Here is a 25,716-nt window from a genome sequence, read left to right on the forward strand (position 1 = left end):
CTTAACTCTGGCCTTTTTCGTAGAGCGCGCACGCAGCGCCGCTTGGGTCAATAATGACACAAAAGCTGTCTTTGCCATGATGACGTATATCACCCGCCTGTTTTCCACCTTTGGAAGTAACTTCTTTCAACGCGGCATCTAGATTTTCTACGGTAAAGTAATTAATCCACCCGCTTGGGTACTGCGCGTTTACACCCTGCTTATGACAAATGCCGCCTACAGGCGTGCCGTCGGCCTTCATCATGACATAATCATTGTAGCCACCCATATCTATGGGTTCTTTCTTCCATCCAGTTATACCAGTCCGCATAGATAATTGCCCACTCAGAAGGCGCTGGCAAGTTTCCTAGCAAAGCGTGGGAATGCAGGAATGGCTGTTCCCTTTCAAATTCCCAGAATGAAGCTAGGAAGCTTGCCAGACCTTCCCGAAGGGCGAGTTTAAAATGTCCGTACTCTTTGTTGGGTCACCTTGATGTAGAGCCACTATACCTGCGGTAACACGCCGCGATTACGAACATTTTAACTCTCGCTGAGTGGGTAATTATCTATGCGGACTGGTATTTCAGCTTCATAAAAGCTGACAAGTTCGTCTGCGTTTTCTACCGTAATATCGCACCATGAAGAATCTGACATTGTCTCTCCCTCTGTTTTTTGTTTAGGGCTGTTGTTTTGTTAGGGCTCTATTTATGGTTGAGGCATTTTTCTAGTCAGCGCTCTTGTTCTGGTTAGAGATCAAATACCCAGTAAGCTACATAACTGATAAGCGCAATGCCCCATTGCTTCAATAAGCAAAACCCAAGACTAAATTAACTACTAACAGTAGTCCCTTACTGAATATTTGTTAACTAATAGATCATTTTAATGTACCGATGTTTTAAAGGTAAAAAGGCTAGAGTCTATTGACCTTTGCTGTACATCAAAGATCAACATGGCAAAAAGAGCTCGATCATTTGAATCTCGCGTTTTAGTAGTACGCAAATTTCTGAAAAAAGCTAAGGTTGTCAAGCTAAGAAATTGCAAAATAACTAAACATTTTTTATTTTAGTTGTAGACATGGCCTGTGGAAAATGCTTGTGAAATTGAGAATGTTATCCACTGAACATTGTTTGTACAGTTTATTTATTCCTTTAAATACATACACTTACAACAAAGCCCCAAACTACTCAACAAACTTATCCACAGATTAAGTGGATAACACGTAGCACTTAATCACAGTTAGTGGTTTAATGTGAATATCTTCGAAGTTATCTTTTTTTCGGTTTCTCATGCCCAAACAAACACTTTTAGTCAGAGAATCTTTATTTACAATTCACAGCTTGGATCCTGATAGCAGTATCCCTGCATCTGTACTTACTAGCCCTCTTTTTTTCTTAGGTAAAACAGAAGATGAACTATCTATTGTTGTGCCTGACTCGGTAGACGTACCGTCACTAGATAGTGATGAAGGTTGGCGTGCACTTGAACTGTTAGGGCCTTTGCACTTGTCTATGGTAGGGATCATGGCCCAAATTGGCCAAGTGTTAGCATCAGCAAAAGTGGCTATATTTGTGGTATCAACCTTCGACACTGACTTCTTTTTAGTAAAAGACAATAAACTAAAAGATGCCATTAGTGCGCTTAAGAAAGCTGGCTATTCGGTAAGTGAGGACGTTTAATACTGTGAATGCTAAGCAACTACAATATGCACCAGACAGTTTTACCAAGCAGTTTGTAACTTTAAGCCCATTTTCAGGACAAGTGGTTTCACTCTCACACATTGACGATCCCTATTATAAAAGTGGCCTTATGGGGCCTGGCGCAGCAATAAGCTCAACGTCAAATACTGTCGTATCGCCTTTCGCTGGTAAAGTATTGAGCGTTTCCCCGCTAGATTACGCTATCGACATACAGTCAAGCGCGGGCCTTAAATGCAAGATTAAATATGGTGGCGATACTAGTCATTTGCATGGCGCACAATTCGCATGTTCTTTGAAGCGGGGCGATGAAATAAGACTTAAACAAGTACTTTTTACCGTGAATGCTGCATGGCTAAAGCAGCGCGGTGTTAGCAATACCTGTTCAATGACGTTGCTTAATGCAAATGCGCTTATCGGCGTGCTGCCTACGCATCAAAAGTTTGTCGAAGCGGGCGAAGATACGTTGTTGACACTTTACCTCTAAGGCCTGTTGACCTAAATGTAAAACAGGCTTTCAGCCCTGAATGATTTACTATTAAAAATCATCGCAAGTGAGTTTATCAACGTATCAACAGCTTGTATGATGGAGCACATTGAAAAACAAAAATGTACAGGCGCACTGTTTTCGGGCTATTGCGGTTTTCTATTTTCTCTAGCTCTTCGAAACTGCGCCACATAATGGCACTGTTCTAACCAGCGTCTTTCATTTACAAACAACAAAGTAGTACGGAATAAATCACCATGAGCACAATCCTTTATGGGATCCCAAACTGTGACACCATTAAAAAAGCAAAAAAATGGTTAGCAGACAACAATATCGCTTTCACATTTCACGATTACCGCAAGGACGGGATAGATAACGACTTTCTTGTACAAGCCGAGTCTGAGCTTGGCTGGGAAGCAATGCTCAACAAACGCGGCACGACCTTTCGCCAGCTAGAAGAGCAAGAGAAAGCAAATCTAGATAAAGACAAAGCCCTTGCCTTACTTGAGCTTCACCCTGCCATGGTTAAACGCCCTATCCTTCTTCACAACGACGCGTTTTATATTGGCTTCAAACCCGCGCAGTATGAGGAAATATTTTGTTAAACGACTCTGTTATTGAAATTGCTAAACAATTAATAAACCGCCGTTCTGTAACACCAGAAGATGCGGGTTGCCAAGAAGCCATGGGCGAGTTTTTAGGTGCTTTAGGGTTTGATAATGAAACCATGGTATTTGAAGACACGACGAACCTTTGGTCTCGCAGAGGTAAAGAAGGTCCGGTATTTTGTTTCGCAGGCCACACTGATGTAGTGCCTAGTGGCCCAGAGTCAGCATGGCAAACACCGCCATTTATCGCAACAGAAGTTGACGGCTATCTGCATGGGCGCGGCGCAGCTGACATGAAAGGCAGTCTTGCCGCTATGCTAGTAGCCACCCGCGATTTTGTGAACAAATACCCTGATCACAAGGGAAGTATTGCCTACCTTATTACTAGCGACGAAGAAGGTCCGTTTATAAACGGTACCACCCGCGTTATTGATACCCTTGAAGCCCGCAACGAAAAAATTGATTGGTGTATTGTTGGCGAACCCTCTTCAACTGACGAAGTAGGCGATATCGTTAAGAATGGCCGTAGAGGTTCATTAACGGGTGATTTGATAGTAAAAGGTATCCAAGGCCATGTCGCCTACCCTCATCTGGCTAAAAACCCTGTACACAGTGCAATGGCAGCCCTTGACGAACTAGCTAAATCTCATTGGGATAACGGCAACGACTTTTTCCCTCCCACCAGCTTCCAGATATCAAACATTCACGCGGGTACGGGTGCGGGCAATGTGATCCCGGGCGAGATGCACGTTTGCTTCAACTTCCGTTTTTCAACGGAAGTAACCGACCAAGTTCTCATTGAGAGAGTCACGGCAATTTTGGAAGCCCACGAACTGGAGTACGAGATTAAATGGACGTTTAACGGTCAACCCTTTTTGACCGATACGGGTGCCCTGTTAGAAGCCACTCAAGGTGCAATAGCGGCGGTTAAAGGAACACCTACCGTGCTGTCTACTGCTGGCGGTACATCTGATGGTCGCTTTATCGCGCCAACAGGTGCACAAGTGATAGAGCTAGGCCCGGTTAACGCCACTATTCACAAAATTGACGAGTGCGTGAAAATGTCTGACCTTGAACAGCTTGCAGATATGTACTTCGGTATTTTAGAACGCTTGCTGGCTAAGTAGCCGCTATTAATGGTTATGGATCAAGTGCCAGAAAAAGCGTGGTTAGGCCAGCACAACGACTATATCGTTGATGCTGGCAACGGCCATAGACTGCATCGCGACGTGATATCGCCGTTTCTTGCCATGCAAGATGCTGCGCAAAAAGACGGTATAGACTTACAGTTGGTCAGTAGCTTTCGTGATTTCGACAGACAAACTGCTATTTTTAACCGCAAATGGGCAGGTCAAGCACAGCTTCTTGATACCAACGGCGTTGAACTGCCTTTCAAGACACTAAGCGATAATGAAAAGCTTCATGCTATTTTGACATGGTCAGCACTTCCCGGCGGCAGTCGCCACCATTGGGGCACTGACATCGACGTGTACGACAGAGCTGCCTTGCATAACTGGGGGGGCAAGTTCAATCTTGTCGAAAGCGAATATCTTTCTGGCGGACCGTGCCATGCCCTTTCATGTTGGCTAGCTGACAATATGGAACAGTTTGGCTTTTATCGTCCCTTTTCGGTTAATACGGGTGGCGTCGCTGTAGAGCCATGGCATTTAAGCTTTCAAAACACAGCGTGTGCTTTCGAAAATGCCAGGCACTTAGATGGCTTTACGAAAGCCATCGAACAAAGCGATATAGAAGGTAAAACATGTATTTTGCCACAGCTACCTAGCTTGTATAATCGCTACGTATTGAACAAAGGGCTGTAGCCTACGGAATTTTTATGAGTACTACCTGGGTCATCATCATTATTGTTTTAGTATTGGGCGTTGTGATTGGGAATATCACGCTGCTTAAATACAGTGCTAGATTTAAATTTCCGACACCTTCTAAACCTTATGATGATAGTGACGACGATGCAAACAAGGACAGTGAAAGCGCGAATACATCCGTTAAAGACCAAGATAAAGACAGCAACACCCCTATGAAATAACCCTATCCTGATAGCGTCAATCGCGGCATTTTAATCGAAGCCTACGTAAAGCATTTATAATTAGAGGCTTTTATAATTAGAGGCTTTTATAATCAAAAGCTTTTACCCATTGTTTATGCCGACGCGGGCACTTCAGTATTAGGGCTCTCAATTATTCATTCACAAATCACTTCTCACATTTAAACGCACTCTAAGAGGTTCTAGACGTGTCTAAAAAACAATCCTTACTGGGCAATATCGGCGTACAAGTTGTCATTGCCATGATTATGGGCACCGCGGTTGGCGCCTTTATGGGTGAAAGCGCTGAAATGTTCGCACCACTGGGTGCCATTTTTATCAATTTAATTAAAATGCTGGTCATTCCACTGGTGGCAGTGGCCCTTATCTCTGGCGCTGCGGGGCTTGGCAACAGCACCAATGCAGGAAAAGTAGGGCTATCTACCCTTGCTTATTTTGCGTTAACGTCGGCACTTGCCGTAACACTGGCCCTCATTATGGGTGAAGTGTTTAAGCCAGGACTGGGTATCGACGTTTCAGCAGTAGAAGGTATGTTCTCTGGTGAATACGCCTCTCAAGGTGAGCTACCTTCATTTTGGGCTACCGTTACGGGTATGATCCCCACAAACGTATTTGCGTCGTTAACCAACGCGAACATTCTTCAAATTCTGGTGTTTTGCTTGTTCTTCGGCCTAGCCCTTTCCAAACAACCTAAAAAGAACCGCGAGCCTATTTTAAATAGCGTAAACACTATCGTTGATGCCATGGTGTGGATGATCAACTGTGTGATGAAAATCGCGCCTATCGGCGTATTTGGTTTAATGGCAGAGGCAGTAGGAACATTTGGTTTTGCCGCGCTCATGGTGGTATTCAAACTCTTCTTGGTGTTTACTGCGGCAATTTTAGTATTTGGTTTTGTGGTTTACCCGCTTTTGGTACAACTATTTACAAAAACGTCGGCTAAATCATTTCTCGCCGCTATGAAAAAGCCTCAGGCGGTAGCCCTCTCGACCGCATCATCCATGGCTACACTGCCGGTTACTATGAATACAGTAGAGAATGAACTAGGTGTAAGAAACGCAACGGCATCTTTTGTACTGCCGTTGGGCGCCACCATCAACATGAGCGGAAATGCCATTTATTATGGCTTGGTAGCGGTGTTTTTTGCCCAGCTTTTCAATATAGATTTATCGATGGGTGCATATGTTGCCATCATCCTAACCTCTACCCTTGGCGCCGTAGGCCAAGCAGGCGTTCCAGGGCCATCATTCTTGGTCGTTGCGGTGTTGCTTGCTGCCGGTATTCCCATTGAAGGTTTACCCCTGCTATTTGCCTTAGACAGAATTTTCGACATGATCCGCACTGCGCTAAATATTACGGGTGATGCAGCATGCGCAGTGATCGTAGATACGATTGCCATTGATGCTGGTGCTGTTGAAGAGCAGGCAATAGAAAATACGGCCAAATAAAGCCTAGTCTTACAGATAGAAAAGGGCAGCAAAGCTTTTTGAAACGCTTAGGCTGCCCTTTTTTAATTGGATTGTGTCGCTTTTTGCTTTATCGGCACTTAATTGATAAACGTTAATTCACCAAAGCATACGCCCTTCATAATCTTATAAAGGGGTTGTTTTCACCGCGGTACCGCTAATGCTCACCATAAGCATACTGCCTTTATCGCCAATCACTTGATAGTCTAAGTCGATGCCAACCACAGCATTTGCGCCCATGCTTCTGGCTTCATGCTCAAGCTCAGTAAACGCTAACTTACGTGCGGTGGTTAACTCTTCTTCATACGACCCAGAACGACCACCCACGATGTCGCGAATAGAGGCGAAAAGATCTTTGAATACGTTTGCGCCCATCACGGCCTCGCCCACAACAATACCGTAATAAGCTTCAATTTTATGCCCTTCAAGCGTTGGGGTAGTTGAAACTATCATGCATAACTCCTTTTAATGTGAACTGTTTATTTTGCGCTATTTAGAACAAACGTCCTTTAGCTGTTATCTTTAAACCACTGCTTAACAGACTTAACAAGCGCCTTTGCATCGTTAGTGTTATATGCCACTGTTGGCTGGTTGCCCCATACAGGTTTTGGCCACGCACAATCGTTTTCAAAACGCGCAACGTGATGAACGTGAAGCTGTCTTACCACATTGCCTAATGCTGCCACGTTAAGTTTAAGCGGTGAAAACAAGGCCTGCATGGCTTTTGATGCCAATGCAGACTCTTTAAGTAAAGTAATCTGCTCTTCTTCTGACAAATCGATAATTTCCGCAATATCATTTTTCATCGGCACTAAAATGAGCCACGGAAACTGACTATCGTTCATTAACAGTACACGACACAGCGAAAGATCACAGACAAAAAATGTATCATTGTGTAAACGGCTATCAAGTTTAAACATCTAGCTTATCCAACGTAGTAGGCACAACGGTTAACAAGGCGCGTTGTCCAATGGCCACTTTTGCATTCGGGAAAACAATGGCTTCGCCGTCCTGCTCTGCTATGTACTCTTTACCCGGTTCAGAAGCCAATACCGTGCCTTTAGGATAATCAGTGAAGTTTGGCGTATCGTCATCGAAATGAAGCGTAAACTGTTCTTCGTTTCGGTTTATAACTTGGTTCACGCGATAAATATCAAGATCATCCATATCAACCGTAGGCGCGTACTCGGTTTGAGTAATTAGCTGCGTTATCGCTTGTTTGGCATCTTCAAAGCGTCGCATATCGTTTTGCCCAAATGGACGCACCTTGCCAAGTTCCACCGTAAACGCGTGGGCGTTGTATTGATATGAAGAGAAATAGCTAAAGGTGGTTGTAGAGCTTTCCGACAGCAGAATGGTTTTCACGCCACAAGCCGCGAGAAATGCCAGTTGCCCTTTGCTGTGTATTCTGTCATGAAGATAAGGATATACCGCAAACTTTTCATTTTTAGAGGCGCGAATTGCTGTGTGTAAATCGTAGTGATATCGGGTGCCCTCACCCGCTTCGAAGAACGAGGCCACAGCATCTTCTAGCTGTTTAGCTCGGACGCGCTCCGCGTTAACTAAACCTTCGCCTTTAGAGTGTGCACCGCTAAACAAGCGGTTCATGTTCTCTTCAACAAAACGTTCCGCAATATCCATCGCTGGTAGGTTGCCAAATAAGAACAAAACATCATGTGCCAGTGTTGTGTTCCCTGTAAGGATCCCCTTAACCAAGTCATCACAGATTTCAATAGGCGCGGTTTCATTACCGTGAACACCACACGATAAAACAATGCGTTTATTAGGCTTAGAGGTTGGCTGTACTGAAAAACTAATAATGCCAGGTGCGGTAATATCGACGAGCGTACCATTAGCTAATTTAAATTGATGAGAGCGTTCAAATAATGCGGGGTTACGGCGAGAAAGTGTTAAAAATTGGCCGTTTTCGATAAGTTCTTGCATAAGTGTGAGCTTTATTGACTTTATCTAATCTCGAATACTTCAAGTGTACCGACAGAGGCGGTCAAAATCACGTAATCTGCGTGTTTAATTATGCTCACCTGTAAGTAATAAATAACGCAACGTGTTAAAAATTAATACAGCATCTATGGTTATTAGAGATTGAAGACAAAAAAATTTTTGAGGTTAACAGGCTATCAGATAGCTTAAAAAACTCACTAGCACAAACACGAACTAGATTTATCTAACAGCGCTAGCGTGGATTTGAAGCTCCTATGCTAAAGAGCGCCTTGGCGAATTACCAACAATAATTTCTTGCTGAGTTAACTCAACAAATTCAGTAAAAGGAATTGCGCGAGAAAACAGATAGCCCTGCCCTTGAGTAACCCCTACCTCTCGCAATATATGAAGCTGTTCAACGGTTTCAATACCTTCTGCAACCACACAACAGCCTTTTGCATGCCCTATCACTTTAGCCGCTTCGATAATAGCCCTGTTAACCGGATGCGCCTCTAGTTCCATCACAAACGATTTGTCTATTTTAAGCGCGTCAAGGTCTAGGTCGCGAATATAGGCAAGGTTTGAATACCCCTTACCGAAGTCGTCAACAGATATTGAAACGCCTAAACTACGTAGCTCATCTAGCTGCTTTTTCACCATCAATGAATTGGACAGCGCAACATCTTCAGTGAGCTCAAGCTCAATAAGCGAAAGCGGTAGTGCATAGGTGTTGCTCAACATAGTAAGCGTAGGGATTAGCTGATTATCATATAACTGAGTAGGAGAAATGTTTACCGACAATAGAATGGACATTCTTAGCCCATCGAGTTCAGCGAGCGCTCTAAACGCTTGTTCCAACGTCCAGTAGCCTAGTTCATTCATCATGTTATAGGATTCTGCGGCCTCAATAAGAGGGCCTGGAAACAGAACACCATCAAGAGGATGGTTCCAGCGTAGCAAACACTCAGCACCTACAATTTCAAGCGTGTTAAGGTCCACCTTCGGCTGGTAATACAGTTCAAGTTCGTTGTGGGCCAATGCACGCTTTAAGTCAGCTTTTAAAGCTAGGCTTCGGCCTGTATCCGCTTTATCTGACTTAGTTAGTGCAAAGTAGTTTTCATACTTGTTTTCTTTCGCCTGTTTCAACGCTGATTCTGCACGAGACACAAAATCAGTGATATCAAACCCACCTTTTCCGCTACATACCACGCCCACATTAAAGTCGGCTATGAAGGCCGTACCATCATAATGCATAGGTGTTTTGAAATGCTCGACCAAGCGTTCGAACATTTGTCGCATAACGGCTTCATTACTTTCATCGGGGAATACGATACCGAAGACATCACCGCTAATCCGGCCAATTAGTACATAATGACCAAAAAGACGTTGAATTCGGTTAGCAATTTCTAGTAGAAATCGGTCGCCAACGTGAATGCCTAGGCTGGTTGTTACATCAGAAAAACGCACCACATCAACCAACATCAAGGAAATAGACGTGGTTCGAGACGCTTGCTTTGAAATACTATCAATAAACGCATAGCGATTGGGAATAGTTGCCAGTGATGTGTGTTGGCTCATGATGTTTTCCTTCAGCATTACGCTTCTAGGTACTAAAAACAACTACTTATATAAAACCATGACGCTACGTAAGGCGCAACGACAGTAACGTATTATTTTGCATACCGTCTTATACTTTTGTACAACATTAGTTTAAATATGCCTATAGTTGCAAGTCACATTTTCTGACCGTTGTAACAAATGTTTAAGCTATTTTAACCAAGTAAAGCATTTCAATGCTGAATTTAAGTAAAACTATAGGCTCTTTTTAAAGCAAATAAAAAACCCGGCAAGCTTAACACTGCCGGGTTTATTCGTTACGGTTCTGCGATTAGCTTTCAATCTTACACGGTGAAAGTTTCCAAACGCGTTCTACGTAGTCACGAATTGAACGATCTGAGGTAAATTTACCCATCTTCGCTGTATTGATGATGGCCATTTCCGCCCAACGCTCTTTGTCGCGGTATGCAGTATCAACTGCAATTTGTGCATCAGAATAAGCACGGAAATCTGCAAGCACCATGTACGGGTCACCGTTATCAAGTAAGCTTTGCTTAATTGACACCAATGCACCTGGTTTACCTGGCGTAAAGTAATCCGTTTCTAACCAATCCAGCACAGCTTTAATTTCAGGGTCTTTATAGTAGTAGTCATGTGGGTTATAGCCATTCGCTTTAAGCTCGTTCACTTCTTCTACTGTAAGTCCGAAGATAAAGATGTTGTCATCGCCCACTTCTTCAGCAATTTCAACGTTTGCACCATCAAGTGTACCAATAGTTACCGCACCGTTCAGTGCAAGCTTCATATTACCCGTACCTGATGCCTCTTTACCTGCCGTACTGATTTGCTCAGATACGTCTGCCGCAGGGATCATCTTTTCAGCTAGCGACACGCGGTAGTTTGGTAAAAATGCCACTTTAATCTTGTTATTTACACGCGGGTCATTGTTGATCTTATCCGCTACCTTGTTAATCGCGTAGATAATATCTTTCGCAAGCTTGTAGCCCGGCGCGGCTTTAGCACCAAACACAAATACACGCGGGTGCATATCGTAATCAGGGTTTTCTAGAATACGACGGTATAACGCCATAATATTCAGAAGCGCTAAGTGTTGACGCTTATACTCGTGCAAACGCTTAATCTGCACGTCGAAAATGGCGTTAACGTCTACTTCTATATCAAGCGACTTGCGAATTTCCTCTGCTAGCAACTCTTTGTTCTCAAGCTTCACTTTCATGAATTGCTTCTGGAACGTTTTATTGCTTGCAAATTTAGCTAATCCTTGCAGTTTGTCTAAGTCGAGCGGCCAGTCTTCTCCAATTTTCTTATCAATAAGCTTCGATAACCCAGGGTTACACGCCTTCAACCAGCGACGTGGGGTAATACCGTTGGTCACGTTAGTCAGCTTACCTGGATATAGCTCATCGAACTCTGGGAACAGCGACGACTTAACAAGACGAGAATGCATTTCTGCCACACCGTTAACAGCAAATGAACCGATTACCGACAAGTGGCCCATACGAACCATCTTCTCGTTACCTTCTTCAATGATTGAAAGCTTCGCTTTCATGGCATTGTCACCTGGCCACTTCTTATCAACCTCTGCCATAAAGCGGTGGTTAATTTCATAAATGATTTCTAGATGACGAGGAAGGATCTTCTCAATCATGCGCGCAGGCCACTTTTCAAGTGCCTCTGGTAGCAAGGTGTGGTTGGTATATGCAAATACTTTTGTACAAATCCCCCACGCTTCATCCCAGCCAAGCTCTGCGCGGTCAACAAGAATGCGCATTAGCTCTGGTATAGAAATAGCAGGGTGCGTGTCGTTTAGCTGAATAACAACCTGATCGGCGAAACGGCTCCAATCGTCACCATGAGCACGCTTGTAACGACGGATAATGTCTTTAAGCGAACACGAGCAGAAGAAGTACTGCTGAATAAGGCGAAGCTCTTTACCCGCTTCGGTCTCATCGTTTGGATAAAGTACTTTTGAAATAGTTTCAGCTGATACATTTTCACGCTGTGCATCAACATAACCACCAGCATTGAATACGTCCCAATTGAAGTAGCCAGACGCTTCTGACTGCCACAACCGCAATACGTTTACGGTTTTACCTTCGTAGCCTACAATAGGAATATCCCACGGCACACCTTTTACAATTGAGCCAGGGTGCCATTCTTTCAGCACACGTCCGTTGTCGCCGTATTTAGTCTCTACATAGCCGTAAAGTGATACTTCTTGAATAGATTCTGGACGGCAAATTTCCCAAGGATTACCGTAGTGACGCCAGCTGTCTGGACGCTCGATTTGCGCACCGCTTTTAATTTCTTGGCGGAACAAACCGTGCTCGTAATGAATACCATAACCTATTGCAGGTAATTCCATTGTCGCTAGTGAGTCGATGAAGCAAGCCGCTAGTCGGCCAAGGCCACCATTACCCAGCGCCATATCTGGCTCTTCTTCAAGAATGTCTGAAATTTCAACACCTAGCTCTTTCAACGCGCCATTCGCTACATCGAATAAGCCAAAGTTTTGCAGGTTGTTTGAAAGCAAACGGCCCATTAGGAATTCAGCAGAGAAGTAATGAACGGCGCGGGTGTCGTTCAGGTAATGACTTTTCTGGGTTTTACGCAACCCTTCAAGTACTTGTTCTTGAATGGCAGCACAGGTTGCTTTCCACCAAGCGTGATTGTTTGCTTTGTTTTCGTCGGTGCCTAGCGTGCAGTGTAAGTGTTTAATAACCGCTGCTTTGAATGCAGCCTTATCGATCACTGGAGAGGGTTGCGTCTTGGTCGCTTTTGCGTTCATTTTGCGTCTCACTCTTAAGTAGAAGCGGTGTTTACACACCGAAAACGTAATTTAATTACAGAATAACTTCAGAATATGACAGCAATATAGCAGCGCTTAAACGATCATGTTGTAATAATTTTGTTAAAATAACAAAAAATTGCATGAATTCGTATGCATTCATGCAATTTTTAACAATATCTTTACAAAGAAGAGTTAAAAGTGATTTATTTTTGCACTTATTTAATTATTTTTCCGACTAAGGCTTCGGCTTCAGCAATTAGATCCTGTAAGTGGCTTTCACCGTTAAAGCTTTCCGCATAGATTTTATAAATTTGTTCTGTGCCAGAAGGACGCGCTGCGAACCAGCCATTTTCTGTCGATACTTTAACGCCACCAATTGCCGCGTTATTACCTGGCGCATGAGTTTGAACGGCTGTAATAGGCTCGCCCGCCAACGTATCGCTAGTGACGACAGATGCATCCATCGCCGAAAGCTTTTGCTTTTGTTCAAGGGTTGCTGCTACGTCAACACGGCTGTATACCGGCGCTGCAAATTTTTCCGTTAGCGCTTTGTAGTGCTCACCAGGATCTTTGCCTGTGATGGCTAGGATTTCAGCTGCCAGCAAACAAAGAATAAAGCCATCTTTATCTGTCGCCCAGGTGCTGCCGTTGCACTCTAGAAAGATACCACCCGCGCTTTCTTCTCCCGCAAAGCCAATTGTGCTGTTTGATAAACCGTCAACAAACCATTTAAAGCCTACCGGCATTTCAGCAAGCGGCTTACCGAGGCTATTCGCTACGCGGTCAATCATGCTACTAGATACGAGTGTTTTACCGATATTTAAATCGCTAGGCCATTCTGGACGGTGGGTATATAGATAGTTTATCGCCACGGCCAAATAATGGTTTGGGTTCATTAGGCCTGCACTTTTGCACACAATACCGTGACGATCGAAGTCAGGATCATTGCCCCACGCTAAGTCAAAGTTATCTTTAAGCTCGATAAGCCCTGCCATTGCATAGGCAGACGAACAATCCATGCGAAGCTTCCCGTCTTTGTCGCGGCGCATAAAGCCAAACTGTGGGTCAACTGCGTCATTAACTACTGTGATGTCTAAACCGTATTTTTCAGAAATGCGCGACCAATATCCAACGCCGGCACCACCTAAAGGGTCAGTACCTAACTTCAAGTTAGCTTTTGCAATCGCTTCCATGTCGATAACGTTTGCAAGGTCTTCAATGTAAGGTTCCATGAAGTCTTCTTCACGAACCAATTTGCGCTCGGTGGCCTGGCGAATATCAATACGCTGAACATCTTTGTTGCCGTCAGCAATTAATTCATTTGCACGTTCTTGAATTTGTTTGGTTACGTCACTGTCGGCAGGGCCACCGTGCGGCGGATTGTACTTAAATCCACCGTCTGAAGGAGGGTTATGAGAAGGCGTAATGACGATACCATCTGCCTTGTCGGTGTTGCCAGCGCGATTGTAACGAATAATAGTGCGGGAAATAACAGGCGTTGGCGTATAGCCCATGCTTTCATTATCTGAACGTTGCACCACAACATCGACGCCGTTGGCACATAAAACTTCTATGGCAGTCATCATGGCCGGTTCAGATAACGCGTGGGTATCTTTACCAACATATAACGGGCCGTCGATACCTTCCTGCTTGCGGTATTCTACCAAAGCTTGGCAAATTGCACTGATGTGAGTGTCAGTAAAGGTGGCGTTCGACGCAGTACCTCGGTGACCAGACGTACCGAAAGAAACCGCTTGGCCCGGGTCATTCATATCCGGTTTGTAGCTGTAATACTGGCTCACTAACTGGGGGACGTTAATGAGTTGCTCTTTTGCTGCATGCTCTCCAGCCTGCGGATGTAGTGCCATGAAAAAAATCCTTATTTAGAAATTTCGTTATTCTGTTACTTGGCTTGCTATTTACCTTCTGAAGAGAAACGCGCGACAACGGTTTCAATTACGTCAGGCTGATAACCTAGGTTACGCAAAACTTGTTCCAGCATGTTCGTTTTCTTGGCAGTGTTGTTGTTTGTTACCACCCAGAACGGGCTATCAGGGATTGCTTTCGGGTTAGTACTGCTGCCGTTCTCAAGTAATGCTGCTTTGCTTGTCGCAAAGTACGTACGGTTCTTACCTTTTATGCTTTCAACACTGGCGAAGTTTTCTGCATTAAGCTTGTGCGCTGCACTTAAAACAAACAAGAATTGATCAACACGTTTAGTAAAGGTGCTTAATGCATCTTTTGATACCGCTTCAAGAATGTCTCTTTTCGAGTGAGCTTCTGTTGCTGGCGTTACTGACGAAACTTCCGAAACCTTTTTCGCTGCCCTTGAGCTCGCAGGCGCTTTTGCTGCCGTTGCTTTAGCTGGAGCTTTCTTCGCTGCAGCCTTTGGCGCTGCTTTAACCGCTGAACTGGCTGTCGCTTTAGTAGGCGCTTTGGTTTGTACTTTGGTCGCCTCTTGAGTTACAACTTCGGGTGTTGACTCACTTGCGTTATCTGCGGTTTCTACAACGTCTGTACTTTTTGATTCGCTTGTTTTTGCAGGCGTTGATGAGCTAGCAATAGGCCCAGTACCTTGTGACACAGCACCGTCTTCAGGTAAAAGTAAACGTCTTAAAATTTGTGATGCACTCTCACCAATATGCTTAGTCTGGCTGGCGATGAAGGCATATAAATCGTCATCTATTTCAATGCTTTTCATAACTACTTCCTTTTTAAGAGGCACCATTATAGACAACACAGTTAAACTACGCAGCACTTAATAACAGATGTTTTAAGGATTAGTGAATATTAAGTAGTGAACTAACCTTTTCCATACCAAGGTATAAATTTTAAAAGGTATAAGAATAGAAAGCTTTACGCTATCGTTGCTACTATTATGAAAGCGGCATTCGTTATTTAAACGACGAGTGTGACAGAGTATTTTTAAAGAAAAGTGACACACCTATGCGCCAAGATATTAATCAAGTTCAGCAAGCCCTAAGCAAAAAGATCATTGGTAAGGAGCACCAGCTGAAACTTGCCATTACCTGTTTGCTGGCAAACGGTCACTTATTGATAGAAGATTTACCAGGAATGGGTAAAACCACCCTTTCTCATGCGCTTTCACAAGTTTTTGGTCTTCAATATGCGCGTATTCAATTTACGTCAGACCTGCTTCCTTCCGACATGTTAGGCATTAACATTTTCCATACTCACGAGCGCGACGAAGAAAAGCGTTTTACGTTTAGGCACGGCCCGATTTTTAGCCAAGTCGTATTAGCTGACGAGTTAAATCGAGCAAGCCCTAAAACACAGAGCGCTCTGTTAGAAGCGATGGAGGAACGTCAGGTAAGTATTGACGGTGTTACTCATGCGCTGCCCACGCCGTTTTTCGTCATTGCAACGCAAAACCCTAGCTATCAATCGGGCACTTACCCGTTACCAGAATCGCAGTTAGATCGTTTCTTCATGCGTATTTCATTAGGGTATCCGGCGTGGGAAGCAGAAAAGGCGATGCTCATGCAACAGGATGCGTCAGCGCCTCTTACCCAGATTTTAGATGCTGCTAGTCTAAACAAAATGCAAAATGAGGTGGCTGCCATCCACACTAGCGACGCCATTCTTCATTATATATTGCGATTAGTGAGTGAAAGCAGACAGAGCAATGAGTTTCCTAACCCGCTTTCCCCACGCGCCAGTCGCGCATTACTTCAGGGCGCAAAAGCATGGGCATACGTTTCTGGCAAAGATTATGTTACGCCTGAAGACGTGCAGGCCGTCTTCATAGCGATTACCGCTCACAGGCTAACATTGTCTACCCATCAAATGGCTCATGGACAGTCTAATCACGCTTTTGATGGGGAAAAACTAAGTCAAAAATTACTCGATAGCATTGACCCTCTGGCGGCTTAATATTAACGGGCTCCTGGAGTGCTAAACGTGCGTAAAGTGCCAACGTTATTTACGAAATACTTTCAGCGTAGACTATCCACATGGTTAGATAAACGTGTACCGGCGTCGCAAGAGCACCATCTTAATTTAAACAGTATTTTTATATTACCAAGTGGGTTTGGCTGGTCTTTCATCATTTTGTCGCTGTGCTTATTCTTACTTGGTACTAACTATCAAAACAACTTGATGTTGCTGCTAAGCTATTTGTGTTTAAGCATTATGCTGCTAACACTTTTTTATACGCATCAAAACTTTGCGCGCTTAGCGCTTAAAGCCCTCCCCCCTACTTCGTTTCACTGTAACCAAAATGGTGAAATTCAACTTCAGGTTATTCCCCATGTGAACGCACAGAGTAAATGCTGCAACGGGACCCTATTCATAAAATGGCTAACTGTTGTACGCCACACAGATACTCAACTTGAGTATTTAAGCAATGGGCGTCACGCTAGTGCACCACAGCAAAGCTATAACTTTTCATTAATCGGCAATTCAAAAAGAGAACAAATCCAAACACTCAACGTCCCCCTTCAAATATCTCGAAGAGGTCAATTTATCTTAGGCAGAATGACCATTGCCTGTGATTTTCCGCTAGGGCTTTACAAATGCTGGACACACCTAGACTTCGACCAGCAAGTGGTTGTCTATGCCAAGCCTCAGGAAGGACCGATTACTATCGATAAACTTCCCAACGCAGACGAACCTGACAGTGTAAGTGAAATAATAGACCCAACCAGTAATGAAGATTTTTACGCGTTAAACGATTACGAAATTGGACAGCCACTTAATCGCGTTTCCTGGAAGCATGTGGCTAAAAATGGAAACTGGGTCTCGAAATCTTTCACGTCGTTGCAGAGCGACAGCTTCGTGCTTTCAGTACCTTCAAGCGAGGACGTGGAAACCGCGGTTTCAGCGCTAACCCAGGCCACAATATCTTGGACAACAACAAACCGGGTGTTTGGAATACAATACAAGGGGTTGAATATTGCGCCTGCTCAGGGCGCCAAGCACATGGGTGAATGTCTTAGTGCTCTGGCTTGTTTTAACGACTCCCCCACGCTCGCATCTGCCCCCTCTAGCAAGCCAGTATCAATATCGTCAGTACAGAAGAAGACTGGGGCCTATTAACATGAACAGTGTCTTACTTAGTCGCGCTTCACAATTTACTATTTTCAGAAGCGTTTTAGGCCAACCAAACTCTGTGGCAGTGCTGATACTATGCGCTGCATTTTCGCTTATTCTCTTTACGTTGACCGCGCCATTAATGATATGGGTACTGATGTTAGGTGGATGTGCCGTTATTGTCAGAATTGCAGGCCTTAGCACTCTGGATAACTTACCCACATTACGCACGGTTAACTTGCTTGCCGTACTTGCGGTGTTTGCCTTGTCTTGGTTCGGCTTATCCATCGGCCTACTTGATAGCATGATCAATTTGTTGACGGTAGCCTGCGCACTTAAAATTATGCTAGTGGAAAAGAAACGAGATTTTCATCTGCTTATATGCACGTGTTTGTTTTTGATTGGCTGTGGCTTTATTTCCTCGCTTAGCGTATTTGCATGGGTTGGCTATACCGGAATATTAACGCTACTTTTAATCGCCACGGCGCTTTACCATGGAGCGAAAATACCCATTGCAAACAGCGTCAAGTTCGTTGCCATACTTATTGGTCAAGCTGTTCCTATTGCCCTGCTGTTATTTTTATTGTTACCCCAACTCCCACCGCTATGGCAAATGCCTACATCGAAATCAACAGAAACGGGGCTTTCCGATACAGTAACACCAGGTGACATTGCTTCGCTTGCCAGTTCTTCTGATTTGGCCTTTAGCGCTACATTTAAAAGCACCGATGAAGTCCCTGAAGCACAGAATAGATACTGGCGGGCCATGACCCTTGAACATTTCGACGGAAAAACCTGGTCTATAAGCGAGAAGCGCACGCAGGCTGAACAACAGTTGGCCTTCATGGGTAAGGCAGCGCCTTTGTCGGAATTAGCGGAAAAAGGCACGCCCGCAGTAACGAATTACGAATTGATTGTTGAGCCCACTCAGCAAACATGGCTATTTGCTTTAGCCCCCTCTTTCCCAAACAACCGCGAAAACAGCATTTTTGTGAGAAGCCTGTTTGATTATACCTTACGTGCAAATACCCCTATCTCAAGCAAAAAAGCGTTTTATTTGAGCTATGTTCCAAACGCACAAATCAATAATGGAATAGGGAACTTTGAAACGCAACTCAATCTACAAGTTTCAACAAACGGTAACGCTGAAGCGAGGGCGTGGGGACAGTCACTAGCGAAGCAATATGCTAACCCAGACGAGCGAGTACAAGCAGTTATGCGTGAATTCCGTCAAGGTGGGTTTCGTTATACCTTGTCTCCTAACGCTATGCCTGTAGACCCTATTGATAGCTTCTTATTCGAGCAACGGGCTGGGTTTTGCGCGCATTATGCCGGTGCTATGGTATACGTGCTTCGCGCTGCAGGCGTGCCGGCAAGAATGGTAACCGGATATCAAGGCGGAAGTGAGCTAAGTGAGAACGTACTTCAAGTAAGACAGTACGATGCCCACGCATGGGTAGAGGCGTTTCTTGACGGCGTGTGGGTACGTTTCGACCCTACAAGTATGGTGGCCCCGTCCCGATTAACCTTTGGACTTGAACGAGCATTAGAAGAGCTAGGGGAATCTCGTCAAACCACCATTTTACGCGAAATTGGTAATTCTGCTTTATTTGCTACCTTGCAAGGTTGGTTACAACAACTTGACTATTCTTGGAGCAAATGGGTATTGGGTTTTGACAATGCGGCGCAAACCAACATGCTTGAAGAGCTGCTAGGTACGTTAACGCCACAGAAGATGCGCATTGTATTCTTGTCTGCTATCGGGCTTATTGGGCTCATATTAGCAATGTATTTCTTACCTAAAAAAGAAAAAGCGCGCTTTTCCCCTTCTCATCGCATTTTGCTGAAGGCGGTTACGCACGTTGAAACCCAAACAGGAATAAAAAGAGAAAATAAAGCATTATCCACTTATTTTCAAGAAGTTAGCTCCTTGTTACCCCCTCATGCCGCCAAGGCATTTGAACAATTATGTAAGCAATTTGAACATGAAACTTACGGTCAGCAGCAGACTCTCGGTAACACAGGGGTGATGAAGTGCCAGCTCAAAACGCTTAAACAAGCGCTAAAATGAAAAGCATTTAAAAACGAAATACACTGCGACTGAACGGGCATTTTTAGTTGCACCTTAAACATTCATTCTCCCCCCGTTATAGTGCAAACAAATGAGGTAGCACTCGAATTTAACTTTTCAGCCCACTCAAAGAAACTTCCTAAGGCACTGTTTTATCAAAATATTTAATATATTTATTTACGTTTTTTAGCCATTGGCACTGTTCTGGCTTTATATCGGCTGATAGTTAAAGTTCGGGGCACGGGTTAAATACACGGTACTTGCGGACAGTGTGCGAAGACGCACACGTTATCAGAGGTAAATCTGTTAGCTATTAACAATACATAAGTTTCGGACAAAGGCGTCCCCAGTTCTTTCTAACGAGAGCGCTGCGGACGCCTTTTTTTGATCTAGCAGAACACATGTAAATAGCTAACTCCCGATATAAAACTAGCAACTTATTAATAACGACAACGTGAGGTGAAACCATGGCTTATCTTCTCCCCGCTGAGTTTGCAACCAAAATGGTAGACGCAGGCGAAGCAAAGATTTATATGTCTACACGAGATACTCTAATCCGCGCTTACATGGCGGGTGCAATCTTGGCGTTAGCTGCCGTTTTCGCAATAACCATCGCTGTACAGACCGGTGTGTTCTTGCTCGGCGCGGTGCTATTCCCTGTGGGCTTTTGTATGCTCTATCTTATGGGCTTCGACCTATTAACCGGTGTATTTGTGCTTACACCGCTGGCGTGGCTTGCCCAGCGTCCTGGCGTTACACCTAAACAGATTTTACGCAACTGGGGCCTAGTCTTCTTAGGAAACTTTGGCGGCGCATTAACCGTAGCCTTCATGATGTCGTTTATCTTTACTATGGGCTATAACGTCGACGGCGGCGCGATTGCTACGAAGGTCGCCAGCATTGGTGAAGCGCGCACATTAGGCTATGCAGAACACGGTGCTGCCGGTTGGATTACCATATTTATTCGCGGCATGCTGTGTAACTGGATGGTGTCATTGGGCGTAGTGGGCGCAATGATCTCAACTCACGTGAGCGGCAAAGTGCTGGCTATGTGGATGCCCATTATGCTGTTCTTCTTCATGGGCTTTGAACACTCAGTAGTAAACATGTTCCTTTTTCCATTTGGTCTGATTATGGGCGGTGACTTCTCTGTTATGGATTATTTCATCTGGAATGAAATTCCAACAGCATTAGGGAATCTAGTAGGCGGTTTAGCATTTACTGGGCTTACCCTTTATACCACTCACGTGAAGACGCTACCTAAACGCACTATCCCTGTCGATAAAGCAGCGGCCTCACAAACGCTTCCTATTTAACCAAGGCTTCTTCTTCAGCGCCATCATGATGCGATCTGCAAAGGTACGTTGTGATGGCACTGTCCTGCCCTTGCATGAATAAAAATATTTGAGTCGATGTCGTATATGTAGGTAGAAGCAACTAAATATGAATCAGCACGCTGCTCAAAAAACGCCAGTTAATCGGCTACCTAACAAGATATATGTAAGTGCTTTTTCTACGCGCGGCGTTAAAGAAATAAACCAAGATGCCTACGCTTACCATATTTCTTCCAACGAACTAAGCCCAAGTCATGTTTTTGTTATCGCTGACGGTGTCAGTAGTAGTACTGTAAGTCAGGTTGCTAGTGATTTTGCTACCAGTGAATTTGTTAAGCTTTTTAATATAGCGCCTGAGCAGTGGTCGATAAAAACGCGGGCCGAAGCCATTATTAAAGAATTGAATGCACGGCTTTATACCCGAACGCAGAGAAGCGCTTTTTGCTACACCCCAGAGAAAGGGTATGTCTGCACGCTTTCAGTCGCTATTTTAACGGGTAATCGCCTAGACGTGTTTCACGTGGGAGATTGCCAAGTCCAGCTTGTTTCTGACAACGCAACAAGCCCAGTTTTACTTACACATCCCCATCGTCACGTATCTGATAGTGAACCTTCGCAAACGTATCTTTCCAACGCATTAGGCGTAAAAGCGAATATCGATATTGACCACACATCACACACCTTAAGCGCTTCAAGTACTATTGCGATTAGTACTGATGGTGTTCATGAGTTTGTTTCGCTGCCTGGCATACTTAACAAAATCAATGGCGCAGAAATACTCTCTGAAAACCAATCTGCATTGCTGGTGCATGAGGCGTTTAACCAGGGAAGTGATGACAACCTCACTTTACTGCTTATTAAGTATCAAATCGGTAATGAAAGTGGGAGTAATGATAGTGAACCCCACGTTCATCTTTGTAAGCCTGCTTTCAAAGAACTAGAGACCGGCGATAAAATTGACGGCATCACACTAGAGCGTCAGCTCTATAGCTCTGCCCGTAGTCATGTTTTTATTGCCTCGCTTCAAGCTCACAAAGGTACGCATGAACAACACCCTGTGGTGGTTAAAACCCCCTCAACCGACTTTAGCCAGTCACCAGAAATGCTCAACGTTTTTTTGATAGAAAGTTGGTTTGCAAGGCGACTTAACTCAACGCATGTTGTTAAAAGCCCTACGCATTTAAATTTAGGGCTCAAACACAGACCTACAGCGTTTTACAGCATTAGTGATTATGTAAAAGGGCAAACATTGGCACAATGGTCATTTGATAACCCCACACCATCATTGGAGCAAATTAGGGATATTATTGAGCAGGTTGGGAAAGGCTTACAAGCAATGCACCGTCAGGGCATTCTTCACAGAGATATACGCCCCGAGAATATAATGATTAGTGAACAGGGGCACTGTACTATTATTGATCTTGGTTCGGCGGCCTTAGCCGATGCGCCTAGCCTTTATAGTAGTGCGCCAATTCCCGGCGCGGCCCTTTTTGCCGCACCTGAATACTTTTTAGGGAATGTAGGCACAGAGCGCTCAGATCTGTTCTCTTTAGCCATACTCACCTACTTCCTTTTGTGCGGTCGTTACCCTTACCATTCAAAACTCGCTCACTGCCGCACTTTTGCCGAACAGAAAAAACTAAAATATGAAACGGCGTTAGATCCAAAACGCCCAATACCAACCTGGGTTGATAGTGCCCTGAAACGCGCTTTACATGTTAACCCTGATAAACGCTACTCAACACTATCCGAATTCCTCTATTCGCTTCGCTATCCAAATCCAACTCAACACACGGCGTACGAGCCGTTAGTAAAACGACACCCTCTTTTTGTGTACAAGGTGCTAATACTGGCACTTATTTTCAGCAATCTAGTTACGCTCATTTTGTTTAACTAACCCTTTAAGGAAATGCAAATGATTACATCGAGAACCCAAGTTACCGACATGATCCAGTCAGCCAAAATTTTAAAAGGCATAAAGTGGAGTCAGATTGCCGAAGTTGTTGGTCAGTCAAAAGAATGGAGTACAGCAGCGTGTTTAGGCCAGATGGCCATGACAAAGCAGCAAGCTGAAGCCGTGGGCGAATTACTTGAGCTTACCGACGAAGCGATTGCCTGGCTTCAAATTGTGCCTTACAAAGGCTCGTTACCAACAGAAGTCCCTACCGACCCGCTTATTTACCGCTGGTATGAATTGGTGAATGTGTATGGCACTACCTTAAAGGAATTAATTCATGAAGAGTTTGGCGACGGCATCATGAGTGCCATTGATTTTTCTATGGATTTACAGCGCGAAAACGATCCTAAAGGCGACCGTGTCAGCGTAGTGATGTCAGGGAAGTTTCTGCCATACAAGATGTACTAAACGTATTTCAGGACGGGACACCCGACATAAAAAAAGCCGGTCATGCGACCGGCTTTTTAGTATTTCTTGAAGCGTAAGCTAACCCAAGGTCAGCTTACGTTCGCAAAGGCTAATTACTTAGCTGCTTTACGTGCTTTCGCTTCTTCAATTACTTTGTCAGCTACGTTCTGAGGACATGCTGAGTAGTGGCTGAATTCCATAGAGAACTGACCACGACCAGATGTGATAGTACGTAGGTGACCGATGTAACCAAACATCTCAGATAGAGGTACGTCAGCCTTGATGCGAACGCCAGTAGCGCCTGCTTCTTGGTCTTTGATCATACCACGACGACGGTTAAGGTCACCGATTACGTCACCTACGTTGTCTTCTGGGCTGAACACGTCAACTTTCATCACAGGCTCAAGAATCTGAGGACCTGCTTTTGGCATTGACTGACGGAATGCACCTTTCGCTGCAATTTCGAACGCGATTGCTGATGAGTCAACTGCGTGGAAACCACCGTCGAATAGTTCAACTTCAACGTCTAGTACTGGGTAACCCGCTAGAGGACCTACTTCCATCATACCTGCGAAACCTTTTTCGATTGCAGGGAAGAATTCTTTAGGTACGTTACCGCCCACAACAGTAGATGTGAACTTGAAGCCAGAGTTAGTTTCGCCCGGACGGATGCGGTAATCAATCTTACCGAACTGACCAGAACCACCAGACTGCTTCTTGTGCGTGTAGCTGTCTTCAACCGCTTGCGTGATAGTTTCACGGTAAGCAACCTGAGGTTGACCAACTTCTAGCTCAACGCCGTAAGTACGCTTCAAGATGTCTACTTTGATGTCTAGGTGAAGCTCACCCATACCTTTAAGGATGGTTTCGCCTGAATCTTCGTCAGTTTCAACTTGGAAAGATGGATCTTCTGCTACTAGTTTACCGATAGCGATAGACATCTTTTCGTTAGCGCCTTTGTCTTTTGGCTTAACAGCAATCGAGATTACTGGCTCAGGGAAGATCATTGGCTCTAGTGTACAAGGGTGCTTAGGATCACATAGCGTGTGACCTGTTTGAACGTTCTTCATACCAACAACAGCTAGGATATCACCCGCTTGTGCTGAAGTAAGTTCAGTACGTTCGTCAGCGTGCATCTCAACCATACGGCCGATACGCTCAGTCTTACCAGTTGCGCTGTTAAGAATGGTGTCGCCTTTGTTAAGTTTACCAGAGTAAATACGGATAAACGTTAGGGCACCGAAACGGTCGTCCATGATTTTGAACGCAAGCGCACGGAACGGCTCGTCAACAGATACTGTTGCAACTTCACCAGTAGGCTCACCCGTTTCTTCGTCAGTTAGTTCTTGTGGGTCAACTTCTGTTGGAGAAGGTAGGAAGTCTACAACTGCGTCAAGAACTAGCTGAATACCTTTGTTCTTAAATGCAGAACCACAGTATGTTGGGAAGAACGCTAGGTCACGAGTACCTTTACGAATACAACGCTTGATGTCTTCTAGAGACGGCTCTTCACCGTCCATGTAAGCCATCATTAGGTCGTCGTCTTGCTCAACAGCAGTTTCGATTAGTTGCTCACGGTATTCGTTCGCTTTCTCAACCATGTCAGCAGGGATGTCTACGATTTCGTAGTTTTCAGGAAGACCTGAATCGTCCCAGATGTACGCTTTCATGTCTAGAAGGTTAACAACACCTTTGAAGTCGTCTTCGATACCGATTGGAAGCGTCATTACTAGTGGGTTAGCAGCAAGTACTTTCTTAACTTGGCCAACAACACGGTAGAAATCTGCACCCATGCGATCTAGTTTGTTTACGAAGATTACACGTGCAACTTCTGATTCGTTAGCATAACGCCAGTTAGTTTCTGACTGAGGCTCAACACCGCCAGAACCACAGAATACACCGATACCGCCGTCTAGTACTTTAAGTGAACGATATACTTCAACTGTAAAGTCAACGTGTCCCGGAGTATCGATGATGTTCATGCGATGATCTTTCCAGAAACAGGTAGTAGCCGCTGACTGGATAGTAATACCACGCTCAGCTTCCTGCTCCATGAAGTCAGTAGTTGATTCACCATCGTGAACCTCACCAGTTTTATGGATTTTACCAGTAAGCTTCAAGATACGTTCTGTTGTGGTAGTTTTACCCGCGTCTACGTGGGCGAAAATACCAATGTTTCTGTATAAAGATAAGTCTGACATTAGTTCACTTTCATTGGTTCAGAGTAAAAAAACGGCCGGATTATAAAGGATTTTTGTACCAGATTTACACCTTTTTTAGCATAA

General features: G+C 44.5%; 22 protein-coding genes. 13 read left to right on the plus strand and 9 right to left on the minus strand.

The window, feature by feature from the left end:
• Position 1: 1 nt before the first annotated feature.
• On the minus strand, positions 2–310 hold the full coding sequence (locus RJ41_RS00220) for a VOC family protein (RefSeq protein ID WP_052235369.1): 309 nt from the start codon (positions 308–310) through the stop codon (positions 2–4).
• A 955-nt stretch (positions 311–1,265) separates the two neighbouring features.
• Between RJ41_RS00220 and RJ41_RS00225 the strand changes: the two genes are divergently transcribed.
• The 7 genes from RJ41_RS00225 to RJ41_RS00255 all read left to right on the plus strand — a co-directional run bounded on the left by RJ41_RS00225 (position 1,266) and on the right by RJ41_RS00255 (position 6,281).
• A complete protein-coding gene (locus tag RJ41_RS00225; RefSeq protein WP_039216209.1) occupies positions 1,266–1,655 on the plus strand; it encodes an ACT domain-containing protein in 390 nt (129 codons plus the stop codon).
• Positions 1,656–1,659: 4 nt separating this feature from the next.
• Entirely contained in the window at positions 1,660–2,160 is a 501-nt protein-coding gene (locus RJ41_RS00230) for a PTS sugar transporter subunit IIA (RefSeq protein ID WP_039216210.1), read from the plus strand.
• Between the two features lie 257 nt (positions 2,161–2,417).
• Positions 2,418–2,765: an ArsC family reductase gene (locus tag RJ41_RS00235; RefSeq protein ID WP_039216211.1), complete on the plus strand. Its 348-nt coding sequence runs from the start codon at positions 2,418–2,420 to the stop codon at positions 2,763–2,765.
• Positions 2,759–3,895: a succinyl-diaminopimelate desuccinylase gene (gene dapE, locus RJ41_RS00240; protein ID WP_039216212.1), complete on the plus strand. Its 1,137-nt coding sequence runs from the start codon at positions 2,759–2,761 to the stop codon at positions 3,893–3,895. The genes RJ41_RS00235 and dapE overlap by 7 nt, the downstream gene beginning before the upstream one ends.
• Positions 3,896–3,904: 9 nt before the next feature.
• Positions 3,905–4,591, plus strand: coding sequence for a M15 family metallopeptidase (locus RJ41_RS00245; RefSeq protein WP_039216213.1), 687 nt, complete (start codon positions 3,905–3,907; stop codon positions 4,589–4,591).
• A gap of 14 nt (positions 4,592–4,605) precedes the next feature.
• A complete protein-coding gene (locus RJ41_RS00250) occupies positions 4,606–4,815 on the plus strand; it encodes a DUF2897 family protein (protein ID WP_039216214.1) in 210 nt (69 codons plus the stop codon).
• Positions 4,816–5,021: 206 nt separating this feature from the next.
• Positions 5,022–6,281, plus strand: coding sequence for a dicarboxylate/amino acid:cation symporter (locus RJ41_RS00255; protein WP_039216215.1), 1,260 nt, complete (start codon positions 5,022–5,024; stop codon positions 6,279–6,281).
• Between the two features lie 144 nt (positions 6,282–6,425).
• Here the strand turns inward: RJ41_RS00255 and RJ41_RS00260 are convergent, their stop codons facing one another.
• From RJ41_RS00260 to seqA, 7 genes are all read right to left on the minus strand, one after another.
• Entirely contained in the window at positions 6,426–6,752 is a 327-nt protein-coding gene (locus RJ41_RS00260) for a heavy metal-binding domain-containing protein (RefSeq protein WP_014949040.1), read from the minus strand.
• Between the two features lie 56 nt (positions 6,753–6,808).
• The gene (locus RJ41_RS00265; RefSeq protein ID WP_039216216.1) at positions 6,809–7,219 is read right to left on the minus strand and encodes an HIT domain-containing protein; all 411 of its coding nucleotides are present in this window, start codon (positions 7,217–7,219) and stop codon (positions 6,809–6,811) included.
• A complete protein-coding gene (astE, locus tag RJ41_RS00270; protein WP_039216217.1) occupies positions 7,212–8,243 on the minus strand; it encodes a succinylglutamate desuccinylase in 1,032 nt (343 codons plus the stop codon). The genes RJ41_RS00265 and astE overlap by 8 nt, the downstream gene beginning before the upstream one ends.
• A gap of 270 nt (positions 8,244–8,513) precedes the next feature.
• Positions 8,514–9,818, minus strand: a complete 1,305-nt coding sequence (locus RJ41_RS00275; RefSeq protein WP_039216218.1) for a putative bifunctional diguanylate cyclase/phosphodiesterase — start codon at positions 9,816–9,818, stop codon at positions 8,514–8,516.
• 310 nt (positions 9,819–10,128) lie between these two features.
• Positions 10,129–12,606, minus strand: a complete 2,478-nt coding sequence (locus tag RJ41_RS00280) for a glycogen/starch/alpha-glucan phosphorylase (RefSeq protein WP_039216219.1) — start codon at positions 12,604–12,606, stop codon at positions 10,129–10,131.
• Positions 12,607–12,824: 218 nt separating this feature from the next.
• Entirely contained in the window at positions 12,825–14,477 is a 1,653-nt protein-coding gene (pgm, locus tag RJ41_RS00285; protein ID WP_039216220.1) for a phosphoglucomutase (alpha-D-glucose-1,6-bisphosphate-dependent), read from the minus strand.
• Between the two features lie 47 nt (positions 14,478–14,524).
• The gene (gene seqA / locus RJ41_RS00290) at positions 14,525–15,310 is read right to left on the minus strand and encodes a replication initiation negative regulator SeqA (RefSeq protein WP_039216221.1); all 786 of its coding nucleotides are present in this window, start codon (positions 15,308–15,310) and stop codon (positions 14,525–14,527) included.
• A 245-nt stretch (positions 15,311–15,555) separates the two neighbouring features.
• On the opposite strand from seqA, the gene RJ41_RS00295 reads away from it, so the two are divergent.
• The 6 genes from RJ41_RS00295 (at position 15,556) to cynS (ending at position 23,431) form a co-directional block, all read left to right on the plus strand.
• Positions 15,556–16,503, plus strand: coding sequence for an AAA family ATPase (locus RJ41_RS00295; protein WP_039216222.1), 948 nt, complete (start codon positions 15,556–15,558; stop codon positions 16,501–16,503).
• A 27-nt stretch (positions 16,504–16,530) separates the two neighbouring features.
• Positions 16,531–17,667 carry a DUF58 domain-containing protein gene (locus tag RJ41_RS00300; RefSeq protein WP_240485697.1) on the plus strand — a complete coding sequence of 379 codons (1,137 nt, stop codon included), beginning with the start codon at positions 16,531–16,533 and terminating at the stop codon, positions 17,665–17,667.
• Between the two features lies 1 nt (position 17,668).
• A complete protein-coding gene (locus RJ41_RS00305) occupies positions 17,669–19,732 on the plus strand; it encodes a transglutaminase TgpA family protein (RefSeq protein ID WP_039216223.1) in 2,064 nt (687 codons plus the stop codon).
• A 467-nt stretch (positions 19,733–20,199) separates the two neighbouring features.
• Positions 20,200–21,048 carry a formate/nitrite transporter family protein gene (locus RJ41_RS00310; RefSeq protein WP_039216224.1) on the plus strand — a complete coding sequence of 283 codons (849 nt, stop codon included), beginning with the start codon at positions 20,200–20,202 and terminating at the stop codon, positions 21,046–21,048.
• Positions 21,049–21,175: 127 nt separating this feature from the next.
• The gene (locus RJ41_RS00315; protein WP_039216225.1) at positions 21,176–22,963 is read left to right on the plus strand and encodes a bifunctional protein-serine/threonine kinase/phosphatase; all 1,788 of its coding nucleotides are present in this window, start codon (positions 21,176–21,178) and stop codon (positions 22,961–22,963) included.
• Positions 22,964–22,981: 18 nt separating this feature from the next.
• Positions 22,982–23,431, plus strand: a complete 450-nt coding sequence (cynS, locus tag RJ41_RS00320) for a cyanase (protein WP_039216226.1) — start codon at positions 22,982–22,984, stop codon at positions 23,429–23,431.
• 113 nt (positions 23,432–23,544) lie between these two features.
• Here cynS and fusA read toward each other — a convergent pair whose 3' ends face one another.
• Complete coding sequence (gene fusA / locus RJ41_RS00325) at positions 23,545–25,632, minus strand: elongation factor G (RefSeq protein WP_039216227.1); 2,088 nt, start codon at positions 25,630–25,632, stop codon at positions 23,545–23,547.
• Between the last annotated feature and the right edge of the window lie 84 nt (positions 25,633–25,716).

It is taken from the genome of Alteromonas marina (genome assembly GCF_000808575.1).
In the GTDB taxonomy this organism is placed as follows: Bacteria; Pseudomonadota; Gammaproteobacteria; order Enterobacterales; family Alteromonadaceae; genus Alteromonas; species Alteromonas marina_A.